Origin of the sequence: Paraburkholderia sp. NPDC080076 (assembly GCF_050281145.1) — a bacterium.
Lineage (GTDB): Bacteria > Pseudomonadota > Gammaproteobacteria > Burkholderiales > Burkholderiaceae > Paraburkholderia.
This window is the reverse complement of record NZ_JBNNWQ010000013.1, coordinates 20,421-44,134: the sequence shown is the minus strand read 5'-3', so window position 1 is coordinate 44,134 and position 23,714 is coordinate 20,421. Positions and strand designations below refer to the sequence as shown.

The window sequence follows — 23,714 nt, the reverse complement described above, 5'->3', positions numbered from 1 at the left end:
ATCCGTCAACGCCGCCGCCGTGCCGCCGTCATGCAGACGAGTCCCGCTCGATCGAAACGCGCGCTTTTCAATGGTGAGGAAATTCGGGAGCCGAGGCGGCATGAACGCTGCGCGCCGCGCTCGCGACCATGCCGACAGCGAATCGCCAACCACGCGCAAACCACGCGCAAACCACGCGCGGCCCGAACCCGCACGACGCGAGCACACGAAGCCGCGCGCAACCGGCTACTTCGATTCAATCCCGCGCAACAGCTGCGACACCTGGCCATGCTGATGCAGGATCGCCGGATCGGCCTGCAATAGCGGCAGATAGCGCGGCAGGAAGGCATTGTTCGGCTGGTCGGGCGAGAAGAGCCCGGTCACCGCTTCGGCCGCGGCGGTGCGGTCGGCGGCTTCGGCTTCCTTATCGTCGAGAATCTCGTCGACGTTCGCAATGATCGTCGAGAGCGGCGTGAGCCAGCGGAACCCCGAACCGTTGATGAGCACCTGCAGGAAAGCCGCCGGCGTGACCGGGCCGAATTCCTTTTCGTACACGGCACGCTCGTGATCGAGGATGGCTTTGTGCAGCGCCAATAGCGGTCGGCGAATGTCCGAGAGGAATTGAGTGCATTGCGAGTCGTTCATGTGTGCTGCTCCTTCGGATAGTCAGTCAGACCGGATCCATGCTAACAAAATCGCCCGGCATTGATTCAACAAGATTCACTGATCGTATAAAGGCCGATCGCTCGAACCGCCGCGCGGATAGTTTCCGCCGATTAAAAACACCTTTCAGCCACGCGATCGGCGCCCGCGAGAATCTTCCAGCCGGCCGGCGGCATGCAGCTTCGAGGCGAACTTTTTAAAGGGCGTCTACAATTCGCCGATCAGTTTTGGCGCGTTCGCGCCCATGCATTCGCCGCCGTTTTAAACGACTGGAAAAGCCGCAGCGCGCATTAGTCCGGCTTATCGAATAAACGCGGCGAGTCTTTACGTTTTGGTTCGACGTCTCTGCCTAAACAACCTGATAAACAATAAACCCCACTCGGAGCCGCTCAATGACAACGCTGAATATCAATGGCCAGACGCACACCGTCGACGCGCCGCCCGACATGCCCCTCCTGTGGGTCTTACGCGATGTGGTCGGTCTGACCGGCACGAAGTTCGGTTGCGGCATCGCGCAATGCGGAGCTTGCACGGTGCACCTCGATGGCGTGGCGGTGCGCTCGTGCGTGTTGCCGGCGGCGGCTGTTGGCGACCGCAAGATCACCACGATCGAAGCGGTGGGCGGCACGCCGGCCGGTCAGAAAGTGCAGCAGGCCTGGCGTCAACTGGACGTGGTGCAATGTGGCTACTGTCAGTCGGGGCAGGTGATGTCGGCGGCTTCGCTGCTGGCGAGCAACCCCAATCCTACCGATGCGGACATCGACGCCGCCATGGCCGGCAATATCTGCCGCTGTGGGACCTATAACCGCATCCGCGCGGCGATCAAGCACGCCGCAAAGGGGGCATGACATGTCCCAAGGATTGCTCGATGCACAGAGCGGCGCGCGTGCCGCACCTGGCTTTTCACGACGCACCTTTCTGAAATTTGGCGTGACGGTAGGCGCGGCGGCAGGCGGTGGCCTGTTGCTCGGCTTCAGCATGCCGGCCGCGAGCCAGGATCAGAAGGCCGGCAAATCGGTGATCGGCGGCGACGGTGTCGAAACGCCGCAAAGCGGCGTGTTCGCACCGAACGCCTTTATCCAGATCGATACCGCGGGCAAGGTCACGCTCGTGATTCCGAAGGTCGAGATGGGCCAGGGCGTCTACACGTCGATTCCGATGCTGATCGCCGAAGAACTCGAAGTGCCGCTCGACGCGGTCACCATCGATCACGCGCCGCCGAATGAAAAGCTCTTCATGGACCCGCTGCTCGGCGGCCAGCTCACGGGCGGCTCGACCTCGATCCGCTATGCGTGGGAGCCGATGCGCAAAGCGGGCGCCACCGCGCGCACCATGCTGATCAGCGCGGCCGCGCAGCAATGGCAGGTCGATCCGGCAAGCTGCCATGCGCAGGCCGGGCAGGTGATCCACGAGGCCAGCAAGCGCAGTGTCGGCTACGGTCAACTGGTGACCGTGGCCGCCGGTCTGCCGGCGCCGCAAGACGTCAAGCTCAAGGACCCGAAGGACTTCAAGCTGATCGGCACGGCGGTCAAGCGCCTCGATTCGCCGGAGAAAGTGGACGGCACCGCGATGTTCGGCCTCGATGTACGCGTGCCCGACATGGTCTACGCGGCGATTGCGAACTGCCCGGTGTTCGGCGGCACGCTCGCCAGCGTCGACGACACCAATGCGAAAAAAATCCCCGGCGTGCGCCAGGTCATCAAGATCGACAACGCGGTCGCGGTGATCGGCGACCACACGTGGGCTGCCAAGCGCGGCGTGCAGGCACTCGTCATCAAGTGGAACGAGGGTGCGGGCGCGAATCTGTCGATGAAGCAGATCGTCGACGATCTCGCCAACGCCTCGCAACGCAACGGCGCGGTGGCGCGCAAGGACGGCGACGTCGGCAATGCTTTCTCCAGTGCGAAGACGCGCGTCGACGCCGTGTATCAGCAGCCGTTTCTTGCGCACGCCACCATGGAGCCGATCAACTGCACGGTGCACGTGCGCCCCGACGGTTGCGATGTCTGGCTCGGCTCGCAGGTGCCGACGCGCGTGGTGGATGCCGCCGCGGCGGTCACTGGCTTGCCCGCCGACAAGATCGTCGTGCACAACCATTTGATCGGCGGCGGCTTTGGGCGGCGGCTCGAGTTCGACATGGTCACGCAAGCCGTGAAGGTCGCCAAACAGGTGTCGACGCCGGTGAAGGTGGTCTGGACGCGCGAAGAAGACATTCAGCACGACATGTACCGCCCGTATTACTACGACAAGATTTCGGCCGGGCTCGACGCGAACGGCAAACCGGTCGCGTGGCAGCATCGGATCGTCGGTTCGTCGATATTGGCGCGTTTTGCACCGCCCGCCTTCAAGAACGGTATCGATCCGGATGCGGTCGAAGTCGCTTCGGATCTGCCATACGACTTGCCCAACCAGTTGATCGACTACGTTCGCGAGGAGCCGCACGCGGTGCCCACCGCATTCTGGCGCGGCGTGGGACCGACGCGCGGCACGTTCGTGGTGGAGAGTTTCATCGACGAACTCGCGGCGCAGGCCAAAGTCGATCCCGTCAAATACCGTCAGGATCTGCTCGGTAAGACACCGCGCGCGCTGAACGTGCTCAACGTCGCCACGCAGGGGGCGAACTGGGGCAGCGCGCTGCCGAAGGGACAAGGGCGCGGCGTGTCGGTCATGCATGCGTTCGGCAGCTTCTTTGCGATCGTCGTCGACGTCGCGGTGGATCAGGGCGAGGTGGCGGTCAAGCACGTGGTGTGCGCGGTCGATTGCGGCATGGTGGTCAATCCGAACACGATCGAAGCGCAGGTGCAGGGCGGCATCATCTTCGGCATCACAGCGGCGCTCTACAGCGAGATCACGATCAAGGACGGCCGCGTCGAGCAGAACAACTTCACCGACTACCGGATGCTGCGCATCGATCAGACGCCGCCGATCGAGGTGCATATCGTGAAGAGCAGCGAGGCGCCCGGCGGCATCGGCGAACCCGGCACGGCGGCGCTCGCGCCCGCGCTGACCAACGCGATTTTTGCGGCCACCGGCAAGCGGCTGCGGCAATTGCCGGTTGGCAGCCAACTGCAAACCGCCTGATCGGAGCCCGACATGAAAAACACTCTGAAGGGTTTCGGTGCGGCGTTGTGCGTGACGCTGCCGTTCCTCGCGCAGACTCCGGCGCTGGCAGCGGATCAGGCGTTGGTCCAACGCGGCGCTTATCTGGCGAAGGTCGGCGACTGCGTCGCCTGTCACACGGCACCGAAGGGCAAGCCGTTCGCGGGCGGCCTGCCGATGACCACGCCAATGGGCCAGATCTACACCACCAACATCACGCCCGACCAGCAGACCGGCATCGGCGCTTATACGGAAGAGGACTTCGCGCGGGCGATGCGCGAAGGCGTCGCCAAAGACGGCCACAACCTCTATCCGGCGATGCCGTATCCGTCGTACGCCAAGGTCAACGACGACGACATGAAAGCGCTGTACGCGTATTTCATGAGCGGCGTGGCGCCGGTGCAGCAGGCGAATCGCGAGCCCGACATCAAGTGGCCGATGAACATGCGCTGGCCGTTGAAGTTCTGGAACATGGTCTTCCTGGAGAAAGGCGTCTATCAGGACAAGCCGGGCAAGGATGTAGCCTGGAATCGCGGCGCGTATCTGATTCAGGGGCTCGGGCACTGCGGGTCGTGCCACACGCCGCGCGGCATCGCGTTCCAGGAGAAGGCGCTCGATGAAAGCGGCAGCGCGTTCCTCACCGGCGGCCTGCTCGACGGCTGGTTCGCGGCGAATCTCACCGGCGAGCAGAACGTTGGTCTCGGCCGCTGGAACGATCAGGACCTGCAGGCGTTTCTGAAGACCGGCGCGAATCGCCATGCCTCGGCGTTCGGTTCGATGACCAGCGTGATCAACAACAGCACGCAGGGCATGAACGATACGGACATCGCCGCCATGTCGACGTATCTGAAGTCGCTGCCGCCGGCGGGCGGCAGCGGTGCGCCGCCTTATAAGTACGACCCGCAGGCGACGAAGGTGTCGCTGAACCGTCCCGCGAACGATGCCGGCGCGCGGGTCTATACGGCGTATTGCATGCACTGCCACGGTGTCGATGGCCGCGGCTTCGCACCGATGCTGGCGCCCTTGTCCGGCAACCCCAACGTGCTGGAGAAGGATCCGTCGTCGCTGATCAACGTGACGCTGAACGGCACCGAGGACCTGGTGATCGGCGGCATTCCCGCGCCGTATCCGATGCCGAAGTACGCGCCGGTGCTCAACGACCAGCAGATCGCCGATGTGCTGACCTTCGTGCGAGCCGGGTGGAACAACGGCGCGCCGGCGGTGACAGCGGACGACGTGGCGAAGTTGCGCAAGTCGACACACGCGGCTCGCTAGTCCTCTCACGGCAGTAATAAAAAAGCGGCAACCGTTCTGCACGGTTGCCGCTTGATTTATTCACACGCTGTGCAGCCAATTTCAACGATGCTGGCCCACCTTCTGTCGTTTCTCCAGCACCCGCGCGTACCACGTCAGCGGGAAGCACATCGCGAAGTAGATCATCGCGACCATGCCGTAGATCGGGAACGGGCGGAACGCGGCGTTGGTGATCATGGTGCCGGTCTTGGTCAATTCGGTGAAGCCGATGATCGACGCGAGCGCCGTGCTTTTCACCACTTGCACGAGAAAGCCGACCGTCGGCGCCACCGCGATTTTCCGCGCCTGCGGCCACACGATATAGCGCAACTGCTGGGCGAACGTCATACCGAGACTCGCGCCCGCTGCCCACTGACCACGCGGCACGGCTTCCACACAGCCGCGCCAGATATCGACCAGATAGGCGCTCGTATAAAGCGTCAAAGTGACGGTGGCCGCGACCCACGGCGACACGTCGACACCGAGCAGCGGCAAGCCGAAAAACGCCAGAAAGAGCTGCATCAGGAGCGGCGTGCCCTGAAACACTTCCACATACACCACGACGATGCGCCGCAGCCAGGCGATCGGCGACACGCGCATCGCGAGCAGAATCAGGCCGACAACACCGCCGCCGACAAACGCGATCAACGACAGCAGCACCGTCCAGCGGGCGGCGAGCAACAGATTGCGGGCAATGTCCCACAGCGTGAATTCGACCATGATCAACGCTCCGTGGGCAGGGTGCGGGCGCCGCGCCACATCAGACGGTTGCGCCAGTTACGCGGCGCGCTCTCGTTGCCGCGCGCCGCACGGCCCGCGAACAGACCACGACCGAGCCGGTTGAGGATTTGCCGCAACACGATCGACAGCACCAGATACGTCGCGGTGATGATCAGGTAGCTCTCGAACGAGCGGAAGTTGCGCGACTGGATGAAGTTGGCCGCGTACGTGAGATCGGGCACGGAGATCTGCGAGACCACCGCCGAGCCGAGCATCACGATCAGCACCTGGCTCAGCAGCGCGGGAAACACGTTGGCGATGGCCTGCGGCAGCACGATGAAGCGAAACACTTGCCGCCCATGCAGACCGAGAGCCTGCGCCGCCTGCACCTGGCCGCGTGAAATCGAGTCGATGCCGGCGCGCACGATCTCGATGGCGTAAGCTCCGAGATTGACGGTCATGGCCAGAATCGCGGCCTGCACTTCATCGATATGAATGCCGAGACTCGGCAAACCGAAGAACACGAAGAACAACTGCACGATGAACGGCGTGTTGCGGATCAACTCCACGTAACTCGCCACCACCCAGCGCGCCCATTTCGGCCCGGCCACCGCCACGCTCGCACCGGCAATGCCGACGATCCCGCCGAGCACGGTGGAGACGGCCGTCAGCCCCAAGGTCACGGCGACGCCGCGCGCGAGCATCCCCGCATAGAGGCCGAAGCCGCTGAAATCGAACGCATAGGTCATGGCGTGGCGCTCATCGTGAGGTCAAACTCCGGCGCGGACCACGCTTCGTGGTCCGCGCAAAAAAGGTTCAGAGGTCGGCCGGCAGCGGCGCACGCAGCCACTTCTGCGAAATCGCGTTCATGGTGCCGTCCTTGCGGGCCTTGGCAATCGTTTCGTCGACCTTCTGCTTCAGACGCGGCTCGTTCTTGTTCAAACCGACGTGATCCGGCGAGCTGAACAGCGAGAACTTCTGCTCGGGATCGTTGGCGGGATGACGCGCGAGAATCGTGGCGCCGACGTCGTTGCCGACTACCATCAACTGTACCTGACCAGAAAGAAACGCCGAAATTGCGCCGTTAGGATCGTCGAAGCGTTTGATGTTCGCCGTGGGCGGCGCGATCTTGGTCACGCTCAGGTCTTCCAGCGTGCCGCGCGCGACCGAAATCGACTTGCCGGCGAGGTCGGCGGCGTTCTTCACGGGCAGCGCTTTCGGGCCGAACACGGCGAGGTAGTAGGGCGCGTACGGTTGCGAGAAGTCGATCACTTTTTCGCGCTCCGGCGTCTGGCCGACCGACAGCAGCATGTCGGCCTTGTGGTCGGCGAGGTAGGCCATGCGGTTGTCGCCCGTCACCTGCACGAGTTCGACCTTGGCGTTGAGCGCCTTGCCGATCAGGTTCGCGACGTCGATGTCGTAGCCCATCGGCTTCATGTCCGGGCCGATCGAGCCGAACGGCGGGTAGTCCTCGAACACGCCGATGCGCACCGTACCCGACTTGGCGATGTTGTCGAGCGCGTCCGCATGCGCGGCCGACGGCAACGCGCACAGTGCGCCGAGGGCGGTGAAGGCGAGCGTCGCGGCGAGCGTGGCGAATACGCGGCGGGTGCGGGTTGGGGCAGCGGGGCGGTGGTTCATGATCTTTCCTCTGTCGAAAATGTCGGTATTGGAATGGGTTTGAGTGGCGTGCGATTCAGTGGGAGTCAGTGCGCTTCAATGCCGGACTCGCGCGGCGATCAGTTTGCACGCATGCGGCGGCAATTCCGCGAGCACCGGCATGCCGAGCGCAAGCCCCGGCGTTTCGCGCGGCGTGGTGGCGGCGGTCAACATGAAGCCGGCGCAGTCGATGGTCGCTTCGAGCGACGCGCCCACGTCGCGGATAAACGTCACGGTGCCTTGCAGCCGGTTCGGACCCGCGGAATCGGACGCGGCTTTCACGCACACGTCTTCGGGGCGGATCAGCAGGCGGATATCGCTGCTGGACTCCGGCACGCGCGCCGGTTGCACCACGCTGATGCGCCGGCCGCCCGGCAGGCTCACGCCGCCCGCGCCGTCGTAGGTGACCGGCAGGATATTGCCGAGACCGATGAAGTCGGCGACGAACTCGCTGACCGGATCGCGATAGATATCGAGCGGCTTGCCGACCTGTGCGATGCGGCCTTTCTCCATCACGACGATCTCGTCGGCCATCGTCATTGCTTCGCGCTGGTCGTGCGTGACCATGATCGTCGTGATGCCGAGACGCTGTTGCAGCAGGCGGATCTCCACCTGCATGGCTTCACGCAGTTTGGCGTCGAGCGCGGAGAGCGGTTCGTCGAGCAACAGCAGTTTCGGCTGCGAGGCGATCGCGCGCGCAATCGCCACGCGCTGACGCTGGCCGCCGGAGAGTTGCGTGACCGGCCGGTTCGCCATGTGCGGCAACTGGATCAGTTCCAGCAACTCCGCCACGCGGCGCGTCTGCTGGTCCTTCGCCGTCTTGCGCAGCTTCAGCGGATACGCGATGTTCTGCGCGACCGTCATGTGCGGAAACAGTGCGAGCGACTGGAACACCATGCCGAAGTCGCGCTGGTTCGCCGGCAGGCGCGTGATGTCGCGCCCGGCGAAATGGATGCTGCCCGAGGTCGGCGTTTCCAGGCCGGCGATCATCCGCAGCAGCGTGGTCTTGCCGCAGCCGGATGGGCCGAGGAAGCACACCAGCTTGCCGTCGGGCACGCTCAGATCGACGCTGTCGACGGCATGGGCCGCGCCGAAGCGCCGGGTCACGGCCTGCAACGTTAAATGGGTCATCGGATGCTCCAGCAAGAAGAGGGCGTCATGAGCGCGCGATCACAAAGCGACGCCTTCGTCGCCGATCAGCTTTTCGAGCAGCCAGATCAGCGCGAAGTCGATCGCGACGATGAACACGGCAAAACAGAACACGGTCGGATCGAGCGACGACACCGTGCGGCTGTAGAGCCACACCGGCAGCGTCATCGTATCGATGCCGTACAGGAAGAACGTGACCGTGAATTCGTTGAACGAGATGATGAACGCGAACAGCATGCCGGCGAGAATGCCGGGGCGCATCAGCGGCAGGATCACGTCGACGAGCGCGCGGCTGGGACTCGCGCCCATCACGCAGGCAGCCTCTTCGAACTCCGGACCAATCGAGGCGACCGACGCCGCGCAATTTTTCACGGTGAACGGCAGCGCCAGAATCACGTGCGCGATGATCAGGCGGAACACGCCGAGTTCGACCGGCAGCACGTTGAACACCAGCAGCAGCGACAGGCCGAGCATCACGAGCGGATAGACGAGCGGCAACGCGACCAGTTGCTCGACCGCGGGCTTGCCGCGAAAGCGGTAGCGGCTCAACGCGTAGGCGGCGGGCACCGAGACGAGCGTGGCGATCACCATGGTCGATAGCGCGACGATCAGGCTCGTGCGCAATGCGCCGCCCATCGACAGCGTGTCGCTCGCGTCCGGCGACACGAAGCTGTGCCACGCGGCGCGATACCAGTGCAAGCCGTAGGCATGCGGCGGGAATTCGAGCGTGTCGGCCGCGCTGAACGACATCGTGATCATCGTGAGGATCGGCAGCGCGGCGAGGAACAGAACGATTGCCGCGAGCAGGGCGGTGGCCCTGCCGAGCTGGCCGGGCATGACAGCCGGCAAGCGTGGTGCACGCGGTTGCAAGCGCGGCGGCGGCGCGGTTTGAATGGGCGTGCTCATGCGTGAGGCTCCTCGGCGAGACGCTGCGTGCGGCGCACGAGGCGCTGCGACAGCGCCATCACCGTCAACGTGGCGACCATCAAAACGACACCCGACGCGGAGGCCGCCGGCCAGTTCAGCAAGGGCGCGACCTGATCGTGGACCAGCACGGCGAGCATCGGCACGCGGCGTCCGCCGAGCAGCAGCGGCACGGCGAACGCGCTCGCGTTATAGGCGAATACGAGCAGCGCGCCGGACACGAGACCGGGCATGGCGAGCGGCAACAGCACGTGACGCAGCGTTTGCCAGCGCGTCGCGCCGAGCGTGGCGGCGGCTTCTTCGTAGGAACTCGAGACCGCGCGCATCGCGCTCGAGAGCGGCAGCACGGCGAGCGGAAACGCCGTCTGGATCAAGCCGAACAGCACGCCGTTTTCGCGGTACAGCCACATCAACGGACGTTGCACGAGGCCGCTGCCGAGCAGCGCGTGATTGAGCAGGCCGGCCGGCCCGAGAATGATCAGCCAGCCATAGCCTTGCAGCAGCAGATTGACGAGCAGCGGCAGCAGCACGCCCGCGAGCAGAAGCCGTCGTGCGAGCCGCGACTTCGTGCGCGCCATCGCCAGTGCGACCGGAATCGCCAGCAGCACCGCGCAGATCATGCTTTGGAACGCGAGCTTCAACGTGAGCCACAACGACTTCATGAAGTAGCCGTCGAGCAGGTCCGCGTAGTTTTGCAGCGTGAAGCCGCGCCACTCGTTGCCCTGCGTGCCGAAGCTCATGCGCAGCACGACCAGCGCCGCCGCGCCGAGGATGGCGAGAAACAGCAGGATCGGCGCGAGCAGCAGCCATGGCCGCGCCTTTGCCATCGCGTTGGCGGCAGGCGTGTCCGGTCCGAGACTGGACGCGCCCGTCGCGGCATCCGAGGCCGGATCGGACGCCGGTGAAGCACGCCGCGAAAAGCGCGCGAGCATCGCGGTCATGCCGAGAAGATTTCGGTGTAACGCTTGATCCACGCCGGCTGCACCACGGCGAGCGCCTTGTCGTCATGCAGCACGGCTTTCTCGGCGATCTGCTGCGGACTCGGCACGAACGCGCGGCTCTCGGCGGGAATCACCGCTTTCGAATTGACCGGGCCGTTCAGCACGTCGGCGGCCATGCGGCCTTGCACGCCGGCGTCGAGCGAATGGTTGATGAAGGCGTGGATCAGATCGCTGTCGCCCGGATGCGCCTTGGGGATCACGGTGAACATCAGCTGCGTGGCGAAGCCTTCCTTCATGCCGTAGGTCACGCCCATCTTGTACTCGGGCTTGCGGATCTGGTTGGGGAAGAACGCCGGCGAATAGATGCCGCCGATGTCGAGCGACCCGGTGCGGAACAGATCGGCCACCTGGTTCGGGTTCTCGCCGAGCGTCATCACACGGTCTTTCAACAGCATCAGTTTCTTGAAACCCGGCTCGATGTTCTGCTGCGAACCGCCGTTCATCTTCGCGGCGATGATCGCCAGGTCCACCGCTTCGGCCCACTCGGGCGGCGGCAGGAACAGGCGGCCGGCGTATTTGGGATCCCACAATGCTTCGTAAGATGCCGGCGCGGTCTTGACTGTCGACGTGTTGTAGATCAACCCGTCCGACCACAGCAGGTAGCCGACGCCGAAGCCGTTTGCGCCCGTGCGGTACTGCGCCGCGACGTCTTTCAGGTTCGGCAGCTTGTCCAGATCGGGCTTCATCAGCAGACCGGCGTCGCCGAGACCGGCCGCGCCGACGCCGGCCAAGGTGATGACGTCGTAGGTGGGACGATCGCCCGCGGCCTTGACCTTCGCGACCATGCCGGAGGTGCCGTCGGCGCGGTCGGCGATCACTTTGGCGCCGGTTTTCGCCGTGAACGTGGCGGCGATATTGCGCAGAGCGGCGGCGCCCGTGTCGTCCGACCACGTCAAGAGACGCAGCGTCTTGCCGCTGAAGTTGTGTTCCTGCGCGCGCAGATTGATGAACGGCATCGGCAAGGTGGATGCCGCGAGTGCCGCGCCGATCGACTTGATGGCCTGCCTTCTACCCCGTTTGATCTCTTCCATGGCGGTCTCCTGTGTTGAACGCCTGTTGCCTGGTGATATCGCTGTGACCGCCGCCGCTGCATCGCTCGTTTGCGTTGCTTGCCTGCGCTGCGTGTGGATGCACTCTAGGTTTGCCAAAATCCCTCAACAAACGAAATATGCGCATGGAGGGCATGACGTAAGCTCATGCGAAGGCCGTCGCGCGACCGGGGCGGCGCACGCCCGTCAGAGGGCGGGAGCGCCGAGGCAGTAGCGCATGCGGGTTAACGTCCATGTTTCGTCGACGATTCGCGCCCTCGTGGAGGTATGAGGAAAGCTCGGTTCTGGTGCGGTTGCGGACGTGTTTTGCCCTGCGCCGGTGCATGCTGGCCTGGTTAACGGCAAGTTTTGGCATCGGCATGAGCCGAATGCATGACCGTCGTGTTCACCGCTGCTCGTGCGGCAATTTGTGATCGCGTATCCTGTAGGCCCGCGAGAGGCGTTCTGGCGGCAGGCGACGACCCGCGCCGTCACGCCCACGCAATGATTTTTCCTGATCGTACTGGACACCCACGATGCGCCGCCTACCGCCGCTCAACGCGCTGCAGATTTTCGAAACCGTGGCGCGGCATCGCAGTTTCACGCGCGCCGCCGACCATCTATGCCTGACGCAGGGCGCGGTCAGCCGGCAAATCATCGCGCTCGAGGACTACTACAAGTTTCCGCTCTTCAAGCGCCATGCGAAAGGCCTGACGCTCACCGCCGAAGGGGAATTGTTGCTGCCGGCCGTGAAGGAGAGCTTCGCGCGCATCGAGGAAATTTCGCTGCGCCTCACCCGGCAGCGCACCGATCTCGCGCTGAAAGTGCCGACCTGTGTGATGCGCTGGATGCTGCCTAAGATCATGCGCTTCCAGGCCGAGTATCCCGAACTGCACGTGCAGATCACGACCACGTGGCAGCACGACGTCGATTTCCAGCTCGAACCGTTCGACGCCGCGATCATTTACGGCTCGTCGCCGGGGGCGGACGTGCAGGCGGTGCCGTTGTTCGAGGAGCGTCTGACGCCCGTGTGCGCACCCGATCTGCTGAAAGACAAGCCGCTTGCCGAGGTGGCTGATCTCGCGCGCCACACGCTGCTGCATCCCACGCGCGATCATCGCGACTGGAAGATGTGGCTCGCCAAGGTAACCGAGATCGATGCCGCGCACGCCGCGACGATCGACGCCGAGCACGGCCCGAGCTTCGACACGCTCGATATGGCGACCAACGCCGCGTTACAGGGGTTCGGTGTCGCGATCAGCGATCTTGCGCTGATCGACGAGGACGTGGCGGCCAAGCGGCTCGTGCGGCCGTTCGATACGGTGCTCAAGACCGGCTGGCGCTACTACTTCGTCTACCCGGACTCGGTCGCGCATCAGCAGAAGCTGAATCTGTTCCGCGACTGGATCGCGGCGCACTGGGAAGAGTAGTCCGGCTGGCGTGGCGGCGTGGGTCAGCCGACCCGACGCCGCTCTTTCAGGCTCTGGCGCCCAAGGTCAAGGTGCGAACGACAGAAACAGATACGCCGCGAACAGCGACAGATGCACGGCGCCTTGCAGAATCGTCGTGCGGCCCGAGCTGAGCGTGAGCGTGCCGACTATCAGCGTAAGGACGAGCAGCACGGTTTCCTTGCCGTCGATGCCGAGCACCAGTGGCTGGCCGGTGTACAGAAAGACGCAGGCGACGGTCGGAATGGTCAGGCCGATACTGGCCAGCGCCGAGCCGAGTGCGAGATTCAGGCTGTTCTGCAAACGGTCGGCGCGCGCCGCGCGCACCGCGGCCAGCCCTTCAGGCAGCAACACGAGCGCGGCAATCACAATGCCGACCACGGCAGCCGGCGCGCCCGCATTCTTGACCGCGGTTTCGACCACCGGCGAGAGCACCTTTGCAAGCAATACCACCGCGACGAGGCACACCAGCAGCAAGCCGCCGGCCGCCATCGCCTGGCCGGCGCTCGGTGGCGCGGCATGGACGTCCTCGTCCGGCGTGCCGGCCAGAAAGTAATCGCGATGGCGCACGGTTTGCACGAACACGAACACGCCATACAGCACGAGGGACGACACCCCGGCAAACGCCAGTTGCGATGACGACAGGACCGGGCCGACGTTCGTGGTGGTGTAGTTCGGCATGACCAGCGTCAGCACGGACAGCGACGCGAGCACGGCCAGCGCCGCAGCGGCGCCACGGCTTTGAAAATCCTGCTCGCGATGGCGGATACCGCCCACCAGCAGGCAAATGCCGACAATGCCGTTGCAGACGATCATCACCGCCGCGAATACCGTGTCGCGCGCGAGACCGGCCTTTTCCGGACCGGACGTGAGCATGACCGAGACGATCAGCGCGACTTCGATCACGGTGACGGCCACTGCCAGCACCAGCGTGCCGAACGGTTCGCCGACACGATGCGCGACCACTTCCGCATGGTGCACGGCAGTGAAGACCGCGGCGCACAACGCCACGCCGACCAGCACGAGCAGCAGGCCGCTGTCCGGCAAGGCATACGCGATACCGAGCACGATCCACGCGACGAATGGCACGGCAATGGTCCAGCGGGGCAGAACGGTCGCAGGCGTGGTCATCGGGCTTCCTTTAAATGCTTGTATTGAGTGGCCCGGCGGGGCGCGAACGGCTTCCGCCTTGGCTTGAAGCGAGCGCATATGTTCATGCAGCTTCTAAACAACACGCCCTAACACTTTAAATTATAAAGGATAATTGTTCGTGATCGTGGCTTTGTCCATGCTCAGGGACACACGACGATGGCGTGCGTCGGGCATGCTGTAGCGCAAACGGCGACTGCTGGAGAAAGGGATCGGGTCACGCAGAATTGCGCGGATGACGCGTGGCGGACGTGGCTGGTGTGTGACGAATGCGCGGTGGCTACGGCGACCGGTAGGCATTGAGGTTCCGTCGGCTAAACGCGGGATGTCGGGCGAACCCCGGTGTGTCGAGGATACTACGGCTGCCGCGTGCGGCGAAACCGCTCCGGTGGCGCCAACGCCCCTGTGACAGGGCATTGGCGTCCGGCTACGTGATTACAGCAGGCTCACTCGATTACTGGCCGACCGGACGAATCGTCAGGGCGTTCTTGACCGACGTCACGCCGGCCACGCCTTGCGCCGCCTGAGTGGCCAGGTCGACTTGCTGCTGCTCGGGCACGGAGCCAGCCAGCGTCACTGCGCCGCCGCGTGCACGCACGGTGATGTTCGCCACGCTCAGGCCTTTGGTCTTCGACAGTGCGGTGCGGACCTTGCGTCCCAGGGCGCGATTGGCCGCCTTGGTCTGCTTGGCCGTCGGTTGCGCCGACTCCGATGCCGCGGCCGGAGCTGCGGCGTCGCTGGTTTGCGCATATGCATTGAGGGACGCGAGAACGATCAGCGCGCTGCCGATCATCTTGATTGCCGGGAATGCTTTCATTCAACTCTCTCCTATTGTCATGGGTACAACCGCCCCCGAATGAGGCAGTGCGCTACACCAGCAGGTACATCGGGATCAAAACTGAATGGAACGGTGCTGCGGATCGTGCGAATGCTTTCAAACTGTATGCTGATTCGGGCGGGCCGAAACACACGCGAGCCGGCAAAGGCTGTGCTGCAGGCCGGAAACACACGATACTCCAATTAGTGCCATGGTGATGGCGGCGCAGCACGGAAGTGAGGTTTTGGTACAACGAATGGGCCGATGAAAACTGACCGATGGCGCTCAACCGCTGGAACCAGAGCGTTGGCTCGCGCCGTTGGCGGCTCGCGACGGCGCGGTTGCACGCATCCCATCCCATACCGTTTGCATAGCTTTCGAGTCCCACACCATGCGCTTTAAGAATAAGGTCTAACGCATGCGGAAACATCAACTTCCCATCCTGCCATTGCTTCGTGACGAATTACCGCTCGATACCGTCGAACTCGCGCGCTTCATGATCGGCAAATACCTCGTGCACGATCTGCCCGAAGGGCGCATGAGCGGACGCATCGTCGAGACCGAGGCGTATCCGCTCGGCGATTCGACCAGTCATGCGTTCATGGGCCGACGTCCGCATAACGGTTCGATGTTTCTCGCGCCGGGTCACGCGTATGTGCGGCTCACCTATGGGCTGTCGTACATGCTCAACATGTCCGCCGAAGCCGAGGAGGTCGGCGCCGGTATTCTGTTGCGCGCAATCGAGCCGCTCGAAGGCCTGCCGCTCATGGAAGCGCGGCGGCCCGGCGTGCCGTTGCGCGATCTCGCGCGCGGACCCGGCCGGCTCACGATGGCGCTCGGGATCGGCCCGGCGTTCGACGGCTGGGATCTGTGCTCGGGCCGCAGCTTGTGGATCGGCGTCATGGAGCGGGGCGAACTGCCGGTGGGAGTGACGACGCGCATTGGCTTGTCGCGCGAAATGCATCGGCCGCTCAGGTTTTTCGAACCCGGCAGCGCCTTTGTCAGCGGGCCGCGCAAGCTCCTGCTGACGCCCCAATCCGGTGCGCCGAACAGGGCGTAAATCTGCCCGGCGATCACGCGTATGTCAGCAGAACACGCTCAGATCAAATGCATTTTTGAAACTTCAGACACAAAGGGTTACGATCCCGACAATTATTACGCCAAACATGCTATTTGGATTGAGGCTTGCGGTAATTTTCGACCCATTCTTGCGATTGCGACAATTATGTATCTCGAAATCTAGGGTTTTCCCTTGGCGATCTGATGACTAGACTGAAATCACTCGCTTCTCACATGGTGTGGCAAGCGTTGCAAATAAAACCAGGTCTGGAGGTAAATCATCATGAAATCGCTCATCAAGGCAGTCGCCATTGCAGCCGTTCTCGCCGCTCCGATCGCTTCGTTCGCTCAGTCGAGCCAACAGCCCATCACCCGCGCGGAAGTTCGCGCCGATCTGATCCGGGTCGAACAAGCCGGCTACAACCCGGGTGCGTCGAACGATTCGACCTATCCGGCCGATATTCAGGCTGCCGAACGGCGCGTACAGGCGCAGAACCCAGCCGTCGCGCAGACCCAGGAGCCGGTCGCCGATACCAGCGGTTACGGTGGTGCGACAAGTGGTTCGTCGCAAGTGGGCGGCGTGGTTCAGCCGATGTCGGGCCCGAAGTCGGTGTACTTCGGTAACTAAGCCAGCGAGGGAGCCGCTTGCGGGCCTGGATTCACGCCGTAGTGGCAGGCCCTTGCAGAACGTCGATCGAGGCGAAAGCGCGCGGATCAACCGGGCAGCATTTCGCCTCGAACGAGATGCAGTAGTCTGTCAGCAAGCAGTGTGAAGTCGGTATCGACATGCGCGCCGCATTGATGGCGCGCACGCTTTCAACCGTCGAATTGATTCGAGCGCGACGCGGCAGCAGCGCCGCGAGCGCCACAAGACAGCCGGGCCGCGCGAGTCGCGGCCCACAAGTCAAGGAACCTCCGCTGCCGCAAGGTAGCTTCGCCCAACCGTTTCACGGATTGGGCTTTTTTTGCGCGTCGGTTCCGCGGCGTGCGTATCAGGTCAGGGCCGCTCGCCGTGAATATAGAACTCGAGCTGCTGAATGGTGAACTGCTGTTCGGCGATGATGTTCTTCACCAGGTCGCCGATCGATACCATGCCGACCAGCCGGTCATTGTCGATCACGGGCAAGTGGCGCATGCGCCGCTCTGTCATGAGGGCCATGCAGTCGTCGGTGGTCTGATCGGGGCGGACAAAGCGCACGGCCTTGCTCATGATGTCGCGCACCGGCGTGGCCTTCGACGAACGGTCCATCAGCACGACCTTGCGCGCATAGTCGCGCTCCGTGACGATTCCGGCGATGCTGTCGCCGTCCGTGACGACCAGCGCGCCAATGCCCTTTTCGGCCATCAGCTTGATCGCTTCGTAGACTGAGTCGTCGGCCCCGACAGTGAAAACAGTGGTGTTGTTCGGTTTCGTTTTAAGAAGCTGTGCAACGCTTGTCATGGAGCGGCTCCGTTTCGCAGTGCAGCACGCCGGCGCGGCGCGCTGTCGTGAGGGACAGGCCATTCCAGTATAGGCGTGACGCGCCACCGGGGTACTTCGGGAATACCTGTGGCGCGCGCTGCGTTTAACTCGGGTAGCGGCGCACCGCGACAGCGGTTCCGCGCTCCATGCAGGGGCATACGGGTGCGGCAGGCCGATTAGCGGTAAACTCCCAGTCCGTACCTTATTCCCGGTTTGATCGGGTTCATGTCAGCACCATTGTCTAACGCCATGCTCACGTCTCACGATCCGTCGCCCGCAGTAGACGGCGCACCCAACGGCGAATGCGTCATTCTCGACGCAACCGCCACGCTTCCTACGCGCTACGGCACGTTCACTTCCTACGTGTTTCGCGTATGCGAGAGCGGCGCCGAACATCTCGCGCTCGTGATGGGCGACGTCGCCAACCAGTCGTCCGTGTTGACGCGCCTGCATTCCGAGTGCCTCACCGGCGACGTGCTCGGCTCGTACCGCTGCGACTGCGGTGAGCAGCTCGACCTCGCGCTGCGCTACATCGCGGCGGAAGGCTGCGGCGTGCTGCTGTATCTGCGCGGCCACGAAGGGCGCGGCATCGGCCTGTCGAACAAGATTCGCGCATATGCGTTGCAGGAGCAGGGGCGCGACACCGTCGAGGCCAATCTCGATCTCGGCTTGCCGGACGACTCGCGCGAATACGACTCGGCCGCGGGCATTCTGCGCACGCTGAAGGTCACGTCGGTGCGTCTGATGAGCAACAATCCGGAGAAGTTCGACACGCTGTCCAAGCATGGCATTCCGGTGTGCGAGCGGGTCGCGCTGGCGATTCCGATGCGCGAGGAAAACGAGCGCTATATCCGCACCAAGCAGGTGAAGTTCGGTCATTACTTCGACGAGAACGAATGAGCCACGCGCCTGTGCCGGCCGCCGTGTGTGAACGGCAGCCGGCGTTGTAGCGGCGGATTCGTCGATATCTTGCGCCCGGCATGCCGGGCGCTTTGCTTTGCGCCTTCGATACATCGAAGCGCGGCGGATCAGAACAGGCTGAAGTCGTCGTTGCTGTCGGGAATTGCGTTGAGCACGTCTTGCAGCGCGCGCCAGCCTAGCCATCCCACAAGACTTGCCGATATCGCCAGCCAGCGGTGCGCGCGCGTGTTCATGCGCGTCGATCGCGTTCGATGTTGGGATGCGACCTTGCGCGCGTCGATCGATGCGCGTAGCAAAGGGCAGGTATGCATGCGGTCTCTCCTCTCTAACGAGCGGTGCCGTCGGCGGTTGCCGCAGCCGTGGCCACGCGCGGCAGAATCGCCGCCAATACTTCAGCTAGCGTCGTCGCGCCGAAGCGATGTTCGCTGATATCCGCTTCGACATCGATACGACCCGCGTTGTGCGCGTCGTAGAGATCGGTGATCAAACGCGCGTGGCCTTCGCCGAGCCCCGCGCCTTGCAGCACCGTGGCCCATTCGCCGCGCGGCACTTCGCGTGCTACGACGGCACGGCCTGCCAGTTCGCTGATCGTGCGCGCCACGTCCAATGCGCTGATGCGCTCATCGCTTTCGATGCTCACGACACGCGGCGAGACCGGCTGCACTCGATCGTCGAGCAACAGTTCGGCGGCCAGCACGCCCACGTCCTGTGCGGCGACGGTGGGAAAGCGTTTGCTCAACGGATGATGCAGACTCGGCAGCGCGCCTTTCGCGAGCGCGATCGGCAGCACGCGTGCCCAGTTATGCATGTGTTCGGCGGCGCGCAGAAACGTCAACTGCGAGTCCACCGTTCGCAGTTGCGTTTCAAGCTCGTGAAACAGCGTGGTGATGCCCGTGCCGGCCGCATGTTCCGCGCCGTAGTCGGAGAGCGCGAGAATGCGAGAGGGCGGATCGGCGCGCAATGCCGCGACGCTCACGTCGATCATGCGCCGCATCGCCTGTGCGGGATCGGCGTGTCCCCGTGGCAACGGACACAGCAGTTGCACGGCATGCGCACCTTCGATTGCGCGCGCCACCGTTGCGGCGTCGAGCAGATCGGCAACGGCGATCTCGCAGCCGATCCCGGCGAGGAATTCGCCCTGTTTTTTATCGCGGACCACCGCACGCACGTTGCGGCCCGCCCGGCGCAATGCCGCCGCGCTCACTGCGCCGACATTGCCGGCTGCTCCAAAAATCACGAACACGTTGCGCTCCTTGTTGGCTCGGTACGGCCTTATCTTAGAGGCGCGGCAGCGGGGAAACGCGCGGGCAAGGATCGCGCCGCGCAGATTCGGATGACGGTTTTACTTGCCGCGCAGCAGCAGACGCGTTGAATCTCGTAGAGTCGAGCGAAGCGGCGCGAGACGTCGCACAATGCAGGCACACTCGAAGTCATCCACGAGGGCAACAATGAATGCAGTGACACCGATACCTGGACTGCAACCGCAGCCGCATAGCGGTTCCCGCGTCGTATTGCGTTCGAGCAGGCTGCTCGGCTGGCAAGGCTTCGGCGCGGAGCTGGTCAACGTGTCGGCCGGGCTGCACCGTATTCCCGCGTTCAAATATCACCGGGTGGGCGTGCATGTCGGCGCGCCCGTCAAGGCACGCTGCCTGTGCAACGAGCGCCGCTACTCGCGAATCCAGGCGCATGGCGACGCCGACGTGATTCCCGCCGGACTCGACGGGCAGTGGAGCGATGAAGCCGCCTGCACGATTTTCAGCGTGTGGATCAGCGAGGCGTTCGCGCAGCGGACCGTCGAGCAACTGTCGCTGAAATCGAGCGATGCGCAACTGCGCCCACAATTCCAGCTGCGCGATCCGCGCTTTCAGCATCTCGCCTGGGCCTTACGCGCCGAACTCGAAGCGGACGAGGCATCCGATCCGCTCTACGCCGAAAGCCTGTGTACGGCGATGATGGTGCGATTGATCGGCGGTGCGCCGACGCTCGATAACAAGCGGCGCACGCTCGCGCCGAAAACGGCCGCGCGCGTGATCGAGTTTATCGAAGCGCATCTGGACCAGCGTCTCACGCTAAGCGAACTGGCCGCGCTCGCCGAGTTGAGCGTGCCGCATTTCAAGGTGCTGTTTCGCGAGACGCTCGGCATGCCCGTGCATCAATACGTGGTGCAGCGGCGCGTGGAGCGCGCGCGAACGCTGCTGCTGCAGGGCAAGCTCAACGCGAGTCAGATCGCGCTCGATACGGGCTTCGCGCATCAGAGCCATATGGCGCATTGGATGGGCCGCTTGTTGGGTGTGACGCCGCGCGAGCTGATCAGGTCAAGTGCGAATTCAGGCAGCATTGTCGAGTTCGATTCGAGCCATTCCCGCCGCATTGCTACGCCGCGCTAGACCCTCGCAACGACGTTATGCGCGCGGCCTCAATGGATCGAGGCCGCGCGCCTGGAAGCTGAAGCGCACACCGTAGTGCAGGGCACCGATCAACCCGGCGCCGCGCCCGTCAACTGCGAATAGACGTCATGCGACAGTTGCAGCAACTGCTTGCGGTCGATTCCGCCCGACACCGCATAGCCGAAATCGCCGTCGATCCAGTAGAACACGTTCACCGGGCCGTCCTGATACAGCTTGAACGCGGTCGTGTTCGAGTTCTGCTGGCGGCGCGAAATGCACAGCGTGACGCGCTCGCCGTTCGGCCCGCGATACATGAACTGCGCGGTCGGTCCGTCGGCGCCGGGCAGCAGCCGTCCGCCCGAGAGATTGAAGCCGCTCTTCGACAGAATCGGCGGATGCACGTTGGTGCCGAGACGGTTGGAGAGCCACTGCACGAAATCCTGTTCGTGATCGTCGGTGCTCATCTCGGTCGGCCGGTCGACGGCGGGCATGTAGACCACATGCGCCACCGCCGCCTGCCGCGCGAACACTTCCGAGCTGTCCGCGCTGACAGGCCGCGTGTCCGAGTGGCCACTTGCAACCGGCGCGATCACGTCCTGTCCCATATGCGTGCCCACGCCGATGCCCACGCCCATCACCAGCGCCGCCGCCATCCCGGCGAATTGCGGCCAGTTGGCGGCAATCCGCCAGCGGCGCGGCGCAGGCGCCTGCAGGCGCTTCGGCACGGGTTCGCTCAGCACGCGGTCGTAGCGCTCGTGGAACATGCTGTTCAGCGAAAAATAATCGCTGACGCGCGCGGCCAACTCGGGGTTCTGTTCGAGCGCGCGCTCCACATCGGCACGGCGTTCGTCGGACAGCGTGCCGTCCACGTACGCATGCAGGTCTTCTTCGCCGATCGGCATAGTTTGGTCGCTCATCGCACCACCTGTAATTTTGCACCGGGCTGCGTGCCCGCCATCAACGCCCGCAACCGTTCGCGTCCGCGCGACAGCCGCGACATCACCGTGCCGAGCGGAATGTTCAGCGCGAGCGCCACGTCGGCGTAGCTCATTTCCTCGAGCCCCACCAGCAGCACCACTTCACGCTGCTCCATGGGCAGGCGCTGCAGCGCGTAGTCGAGGTCGCGCATTTCCAGCGAGCGGGTCTGCTCGGAGGGCACGGCGAATTCGCTCTCGGACACGCTTTCGTCGTCGACCGCCACGTGGACGGCGCGCGCCGAAGCCTTGCGCGCCTGATTGGCAAACACGTTGTGCATGATCGTAAACAGCCACGCGCGCAGGTCGGTGCCCGGCTGGAACATGCCGGTGCGGCCGAGCGCGCGTTCGAGCGTGTCCTGCACCAGATCGTCGGCGAGGTCGCGATTGTTGATCAACGCTCGTGCATAGCGCCGCAAACGCGGTACATGCTCCATCAACTCGTCACGGACATCCATTTTGTATCCCAATCGTGGAGTTTTTCCGCGGGCAAGAAGGCGTTCTCCTGCCGCGCGAAAAGACGCATTCGAGATGCGAACACACGTGCGCGCATTTTATTCCGCCGTGGTGTCTGAGAGCGTGAAATGCCTGCCGCAGTCAACACCCCGTCATCGCATGGTCATCGCGTCGGCGGCGCGCATCAGGCCGTGGGTGCGGGCGTCGCCGGCGACCACGAAACGCTGCCGCTGCGCGGTCCACAGCAACAGGCGAATCTCGCCGATGCGTCTCGCGGACCACTGCGCCTGCGCCGGCGCGAACAGCGCCAGAGCCGACAGCAGCACCACCGGTTGATTGTCGCCGTTCAGATAGATGAATTCGCTGACCCGCTGAAGCGGGCCCAGCGCCACCACTTTTTGGTCCACGAGGCGCAACCCGATTGCCGAAAGATTCGGCGCGGACGGATCGGCGCGCGTTGGCGACGCAGCGGAAAACTGCCCGGCGGCGCTTTCGGCCAATGCCATCACCGCGGCGTTGTTTAGCGCCTGGGCGGACACCTGAGTCGCGGCGAGCCAGCCGCTTGCCACCGCCAGCGTCAGCGCGAGCGCCGCCAGCGTGTTGACCACCTTGCGGGTCCGTTTTCCCGTGTTGATGCGCTCCAACACGCGGCGCCATCCTTTGACGCGGCCCGGCACGGGTTCGTCAGTTGTTTGGAAAGCCTGCTGAATCTGCGCGTTCAGCCTGCCGTAAAACGCCACCCGGCGCGCCTCCGCCGGATCCTTGCCCAGATAGTCCCGCAGAAATGCCGCGCGCTCAGGCGTCAGCGTGCCGTCGGCGTAGGCCTGAATGTCCGCTTCGGAAAGCGGCGAATCGGAAGGGGCGTCAGTGGTCATGATGTCGGCGTGCGAGGGAGTTCGGCTAGCGAAGGGGCGAACACGCACACACCCAAGTTTATTCCATATGTTCGCACGCCAATTTCAGCGCCGCAGGGCGGCCGCGAGCGCACTTTCATGCGCCCCTCAGCGCGCTGCCGAAGCACGAGCTAACCCGATTGCGCGCCGGTTTATTCCCGCTTCCGGATATGTTTTTTCTGACGCTTCGAGGCAGGAATAAAAGCCATGGACCCGTGGTTCTCCCTCATGCAAACCCGCACAAAACTCACTGGAGTTCATCATGAAGAAGATCGCTTTTGCCGCATTGTCCGTTGCTGTTCTCGCTGCTTCGTCGAGCGCTTTCGCGCAAGGCAAGACGCGTGCTGAGGTGTACCAGGAATTGATCCAGGCCCAGCAGAACGGCCTGAATTACGTCACCGACGCATCGTATCCCGACGTGAGTCCGGTGTTCGCGCAGCAGGTCGCGCAGCACAAGGAAGCACTCGCCAAAGAAGCGGCAGCCGCCAACCATGTTGCGAGCCAGGACGCGCAGGCAGGCAGCGTCAATTGAAGTGCCGATACCCCGGCGCGCGACTGGAACGGGCGCGCCGGATATCGAATGGAATAGATCGCTGCATCGCGTGTTAGCCCGGTAAGCGCATCTATCCGAGA

Annotated in this window: 25 protein-coding genes; 9 read left to right on the top strand and 16 right to left on the bottom strand. The window is 63.9% G+C overall.

Annotated elements, in window-relative coordinates; translation table 11 throughout:
* Nucleotides 1-225: 225 nt before the first annotated feature.
* Complete coding sequence (locus ACQKRQ_RS36015; protein ID WP_132383021.1) at nucleotides 226-624, bottom strand: hypothetical protein; 399 nt, start codon at nucleotides 622-624, stop codon at nucleotides 226-228.
* A gap of 410 nt (nucleotides 625-1,034) precedes the next feature.
* Here ACQKRQ_RS36015 and ACQKRQ_RS36010 point away from each other — a divergent pair, with 410 nt between their 5' ends.
* From ACQKRQ_RS36010 to ACQKRQ_RS36000, 3 genes are read left to right on the top strand one after another with little or no spacing between them, the layout of a single operon-like run.
* Complete coding sequence (locus tag ACQKRQ_RS36010; protein ID WP_427482376.1) at nucleotides 1,035-1,490, top strand: (2Fe-2S)-binding protein; 456 nt, start codon at nucleotides 1,035-1,037, stop codon at nucleotides 1,488-1,490.
* Nucleotide 1,491: 1 nt separating this feature from the next.
* Nucleotides 1,492-3,723 carry a molybdopterin cofactor-binding domain-containing protein gene (locus ACQKRQ_RS36005; RefSeq protein ID WP_427482374.1) on the top strand — a complete coding sequence of 744 codons (2,232 nt, stop codon included), beginning with the start codon at nucleotides 1,492-1,494 and terminating at the stop codon, nucleotides 3,721-3,723.
* 12 nt (nucleotides 3,724-3,735) lie between these two features.
* Complete coding sequence (locus ACQKRQ_RS36000; protein ID WP_427482372.1) at nucleotides 3,736-5,016, top strand: c-type cytochrome; 1,281 nt, start codon at nucleotides 3,736-3,738, stop codon at nucleotides 5,014-5,016.
* A gap of 81 nt (nucleotides 5,017-5,097) precedes the next feature.
* Here the strand turns inward: ACQKRQ_RS36000 and ACQKRQ_RS35995 are convergent, their stop codons facing one another.
* The 7 genes from ACQKRQ_RS35995 to ACQKRQ_RS35965 form a co-directional block, all read right to left on the bottom strand.
* Nucleotides 5,098-5,754, bottom strand: coding sequence for an amino acid ABC transporter permease (locus tag ACQKRQ_RS35995; RefSeq protein ID WP_427482371.1), 657 nt, complete (start codon nucleotides 5,752-5,754; stop codon nucleotides 5,098-5,100).
* Nucleotides 5,755-5,756: 2 nt separating this feature from the next.
* Nucleotides 5,757-6,503, bottom strand: coding sequence for an amino acid ABC transporter permease (locus ACQKRQ_RS35990; protein WP_106277825.1), 747 nt, complete (start codon nucleotides 6,501-6,503; stop codon nucleotides 5,757-5,759).
* A 67-nt stretch (nucleotides 6,504-6,570) separates the two neighbouring features.
* Nucleotides 6,571-7,395, bottom strand: coding sequence for a transporter substrate-binding domain-containing protein (locus ACQKRQ_RS35985; RefSeq protein WP_408285946.1), 825 nt, complete (start codon nucleotides 7,393-7,395; stop codon nucleotides 6,571-6,573).
* 75 nt (nucleotides 7,396-7,470) lie between these two features.
* Nucleotides 7,471-8,544, bottom strand: a complete 1,074-nt coding sequence (locus tag ACQKRQ_RS35980) for an ABC transporter ATP-binding protein (protein ID WP_427482369.1) — start codon at nucleotides 8,542-8,544, stop codon at nucleotides 7,471-7,473.
* A 39-nt stretch (nucleotides 8,545-8,583) separates the two neighbouring features.
* A complete protein-coding gene (locus ACQKRQ_RS35975; protein WP_427482368.1) occupies nucleotides 8,584-9,468 on the bottom strand; it encodes an ABC transporter permease in 885 nt (294 codons plus the stop codon).
* Entirely contained in the window at nucleotides 9,465-10,427 is a 963-nt protein-coding gene (locus ACQKRQ_RS35970) for an ABC transporter permease (protein ID WP_427482367.1), read from the bottom strand. The genes ACQKRQ_RS35975 and ACQKRQ_RS35970 overlap by 4 nt, the downstream gene beginning before the upstream one ends.
* Nucleotides 10,424-11,518 (bottom strand): ABC transporter substrate-binding protein, encoded by a 1,095-nt coding sequence (locus tag ACQKRQ_RS35965; RefSeq protein ID WP_132383037.1) that lies wholly within the window; start codon nucleotides 11,516-11,518, stop codon nucleotides 10,424-10,426. The genes ACQKRQ_RS35970 and ACQKRQ_RS35965 overlap by 4 nt, the downstream gene beginning before the upstream one ends.
* A gap of 533 nt (nucleotides 11,519-12,051) precedes the next feature.
* Between ACQKRQ_RS35965 and ACQKRQ_RS35960 the strand changes: the two genes are divergently transcribed.
* The gene (locus ACQKRQ_RS35960; protein WP_427482366.1) at nucleotides 12,052-12,945 is read left to right on the top strand and encodes a LysR substrate-binding domain-containing protein; all 894 of its coding nucleotides are present in this window, start codon (nucleotides 12,052-12,054) and stop codon (nucleotides 12,943-12,945) included.
* Between the two features lie 66 nt (nucleotides 12,946-13,011).
* On the opposite strand, the gene ACQKRQ_RS35955 is transcribed toward ACQKRQ_RS35960, so the two are convergent.
* The gene (locus ACQKRQ_RS35955; RefSeq protein ID WP_427482364.1) at nucleotides 13,012-14,094 is read right to left on the bottom strand and encodes a calcium:proton antiporter; all 1,083 of its coding nucleotides are present in this window, start codon (nucleotides 14,092-14,094) and stop codon (nucleotides 13,012-13,014) included.
* A gap of 472 nt (nucleotides 14,095-14,566) precedes the next feature.
* Nucleotides 14,567-14,929, bottom strand: a complete 363-nt coding sequence (locus tag ACQKRQ_RS35950) for a BON domain-containing protein (RefSeq protein ID WP_132383043.1) — start codon at nucleotides 14,927-14,929, stop codon at nucleotides 14,567-14,569.
* Between the two features lie 418 nt (nucleotides 14,930-15,347).
* On the opposite strand from ACQKRQ_RS35950, the gene ACQKRQ_RS35945 reads away from it, so the two are divergent.
* Entirely contained in the window at nucleotides 15,348-15,989 is a 642-nt protein-coding gene (locus tag ACQKRQ_RS35945; protein WP_132383045.1) for a DNA-3-methyladenine glycosylase, read from the top strand.
* 282 nt (nucleotides 15,990-16,271) lie between these two features.
* Nucleotides 16,272-16,616: a DUF4148 domain-containing protein gene (locus tag ACQKRQ_RS35940; protein ID WP_427482361.1), complete on the top strand. Its 345-nt coding sequence runs from the start codon at nucleotides 16,272-16,274 to the stop codon at nucleotides 16,614-16,616.
* Between the two features lie 369 nt (nucleotides 16,617-16,985).
* Here ACQKRQ_RS35940 and ACQKRQ_RS35935 read toward each other — a convergent pair whose 3' ends face one another.
* Nucleotides 16,986-17,429, bottom strand: coding sequence for a CBS domain-containing protein (locus ACQKRQ_RS35935; protein WP_132383049.1), 444 nt, complete (start codon nucleotides 17,427-17,429; stop codon nucleotides 16,986-16,988).
* Between the two features lie 270 nt (nucleotides 17,430-17,699).
* Here ACQKRQ_RS35935 and ribA point away from each other — a divergent pair, with 270 nt between their 5' ends.
* Entirely contained in the window at nucleotides 17,700-18,350 is a 651-nt protein-coding gene (gene ribA / locus ACQKRQ_RS35930) for a GTP cyclohydrolase II (RefSeq protein ID WP_116121574.1), read from the top strand.
* 128 nt (nucleotides 18,351-18,478) lie between these two features.
* On the opposite strand, the gene ACQKRQ_RS35925 is transcribed toward ribA, so the two are convergent.
* Nucleotides 18,479-18,682: a hypothetical protein gene (locus ACQKRQ_RS35925; protein ID WP_427482359.1), complete on the bottom strand. Its 204-nt coding sequence runs from the start codon at nucleotides 18,680-18,682 to the stop codon at nucleotides 18,479-18,481.
* 14 nt (nucleotides 18,683-18,696) lie between these two features.
* Nucleotides 18,697-19,614, bottom strand: a complete 918-nt coding sequence (locus ACQKRQ_RS35920; protein ID WP_427482357.1) for an NAD(P)H-binding protein — start codon at nucleotides 19,612-19,614, stop codon at nucleotides 18,697-18,699.
* A 205-nt stretch (nucleotides 19,615-19,819) separates the two neighbouring features.
* On the opposite strand from ACQKRQ_RS35920, the gene ACQKRQ_RS35915 reads away from it, so the two are divergent.
* Nucleotides 19,820-20,758, top strand: coding sequence for a helix-turn-helix domain-containing protein (locus tag ACQKRQ_RS35915; protein WP_132383055.1), 939 nt, complete (start codon nucleotides 19,820-19,822; stop codon nucleotides 20,756-20,758).
* 89 nt (nucleotides 20,759-20,847) lie between these two features.
* On the opposite strand, the gene ACQKRQ_RS35910 is transcribed toward ACQKRQ_RS35915, so the two are convergent.
* The 3 genes from ACQKRQ_RS35910 to ACQKRQ_RS35900 all read right to left on the bottom strand — a co-directional run bounded on the left by ACQKRQ_RS35910 (nucleotide 20,848) and on the right by ACQKRQ_RS35900 (nucleotide 23,063).
* Entirely contained in the window at nucleotides 20,848-21,675 is an 828-nt protein-coding gene (locus tag ACQKRQ_RS35910; protein ID WP_132383057.1) for an anti-sigma factor family protein, read from the bottom strand.
* On the bottom strand, nucleotides 21,672-22,190 hold the full coding sequence (locus ACQKRQ_RS35905) for a sigma-70 family RNA polymerase sigma factor (protein WP_012426855.1): 519 nt from the start codon (nucleotides 22,188-22,190) through the stop codon (nucleotides 21,672-21,674). The genes ACQKRQ_RS35910 and ACQKRQ_RS35905 overlap by 4 nt, the downstream gene beginning before the upstream one ends.
* Before the next feature lie 150 nt (nucleotides 22,191-22,340).
* On the bottom strand, nucleotides 22,341-23,063 hold the full coding sequence (locus ACQKRQ_RS35900) for an anti-sigma factor family protein (protein ID WP_408181905.1): 723 nt from the start codon (nucleotides 23,061-23,063) through the stop codon (nucleotides 22,341-22,343).
* A 280-nt stretch (nucleotides 23,064-23,343) separates the two neighbouring features.
* On the opposite strand from ACQKRQ_RS35900, the gene ACQKRQ_RS35895 reads away from it, so the two are divergent.
* Complete coding sequence (locus tag ACQKRQ_RS35895) at nucleotides 23,344-23,613, top strand: DUF4148 domain-containing protein (protein WP_132383061.1); 270 nt, start codon at nucleotides 23,344-23,346, stop codon at nucleotides 23,611-23,613.
* Nucleotides 23,614-23,714 lie beyond the last annotated feature (101 nt).

Coding starts and splice junctions, on each gene's coding strand:
- ACQKRQ_RS36015 (WP_132383021.1), bottom strand. CDS start 624: ATGAACGACTCGCAATGCACTCAATTCCTCTCGGACATTCGCCGACCG.
- ACQKRQ_RS36010 (WP_427482376.1), top strand. CDS start 1,035: ATGACAACGCTGAATATCAATGGCCAGACGCACACCGTCGACGCGCCG.
- ACQKRQ_RS36005 (WP_427482374.1), top strand. CDS start 1,492: ATGTCCCAAGGATTGCTCGATGCACAGAGCGGCGCGCGTGCCGCACCT.
- ACQKRQ_RS36000 (WP_427482372.1), top strand. CDS start 3,736: ATGAAAAACACTCTGAAGGGTTTCGGTGCGGCGTTGTGCGTGACGCTG.
- ACQKRQ_RS35995 (WP_427482371.1), bottom strand. CDS start 5,754: ATGGTCGAATTCACGCTGTGGGACATTGCCCGCAATCTGTTGCTCGCC.
- ACQKRQ_RS35990 (WP_106277825.1), bottom strand. CDS start 6,503: ATGACCTATGCGTTCGATTTCAGCGGCTTCGGCCTCTATGCGGGGATG.
- ACQKRQ_RS35985 (WP_408285946.1), bottom strand. CDS start 7,395: ATGAACCACCGCCCCGCTGCCCCAACCCGCACCCGCCGCGTATTCGCC.
- ACQKRQ_RS35980 (WP_427482369.1), bottom strand. CDS start 8,544: ATGACCCATTTAACGTTGCAGGCCGTGACCCGGCGCTTCGGCGCGGCC.
- ACQKRQ_RS35975 (WP_427482368.1), bottom strand. CDS start 9,468: ATGAGCACGCCCATTCAAACCGCGCCGCCGCCGCGCTTGCAACCGCGT.
- ACQKRQ_RS35970 (WP_427482367.1), bottom strand. CDS start 10,427: ATGACCGCGATGCTCGCGCGCTTTTCGCGGCGTGCTTCACCGGCGTCC.
- ACQKRQ_RS35965 (WP_132383037.1), bottom strand. CDS start 11,518: ATGGAAGAGATCAAACGGGGTAGAAGGCAGGCCATCAAGTCGATCGGC.
- ACQKRQ_RS35960 (WP_427482366.1), top strand. CDS start 12,052: ATGCGCCGCCTACCGCCGCTCAACGCGCTGCAGATTTTCGAAACCGTG.
- ACQKRQ_RS35955 (WP_427482364.1), bottom strand. CDS start 14,094: ATGACCACGCCTGCGACCGTTCTGCCCCGCTGGACCATTGCCGTGCCA.
- ACQKRQ_RS35950 (WP_132383043.1), bottom strand. CDS start 14,929: ATGAAAGCATTCCCGGCAATCAAGATGATCGGCAGCGCGCTGATCGTT.
- ACQKRQ_RS35945 (WP_132383045.1), top strand. CDS start 15,348: ATGCGGAAACATCAACTTCCCATCCTGCCATTGCTTCGTGACGAATTA.
- ACQKRQ_RS35940 (WP_427482361.1), top strand. CDS start 16,272: ATGAAATCGCTCATCAAGGCAGTCGCCATTGCAGCCGTTCTCGCCGCT.
- ACQKRQ_RS35935 (WP_132383049.1), bottom strand. CDS start 17,429: ATGACAAGCGTTGCACAGCTTCTTAAAACGAAACCGAACAACACCACT.
- ribA (WP_116121574.1), top strand. CDS start 17,700: ATGCTCACGTCTCACGATCCGTCGCCCGCAGTAGACGGCGCACCCAAC.
- ACQKRQ_RS35925 (WP_427482359.1), bottom strand. CDS start 18,682: ATGCATACCTGCCCTTTGCTACGCGCATCGATCGACGCGCGCAAGGTC.
- ACQKRQ_RS35915 (WP_132383055.1), top strand. CDS start 19,820: ATGAATGCAGTGACACCGATACCTGGACTGCAACCGCAGCCGCATAGC.
- ACQKRQ_RS35910 (WP_132383057.1), bottom strand. CDS start 21,675: ATGAGCGACCAAACTATGCCGATCGGCGAAGAAGACCTGCATGCGTAC.
- ACQKRQ_RS35905 (WP_012426855.1), bottom strand. CDS start 22,190: ATGGATGTCCGTGACGAGTTGATGGAGCATGTACCGCGTTTGCGGCGC.
- ACQKRQ_RS35900 (WP_408181905.1), bottom strand. CDS start 23,063: ATGACCACTGACGCCCCTTCCGATTCGCCGCTTTCCGAAGCGGACATT.
- ACQKRQ_RS35895 (WP_132383061.1), top strand. CDS start 23,344: ATGAAGAAGATCGCTTTTGCCGCATTGTCCGTTGCTGTTCTCGCTGCT.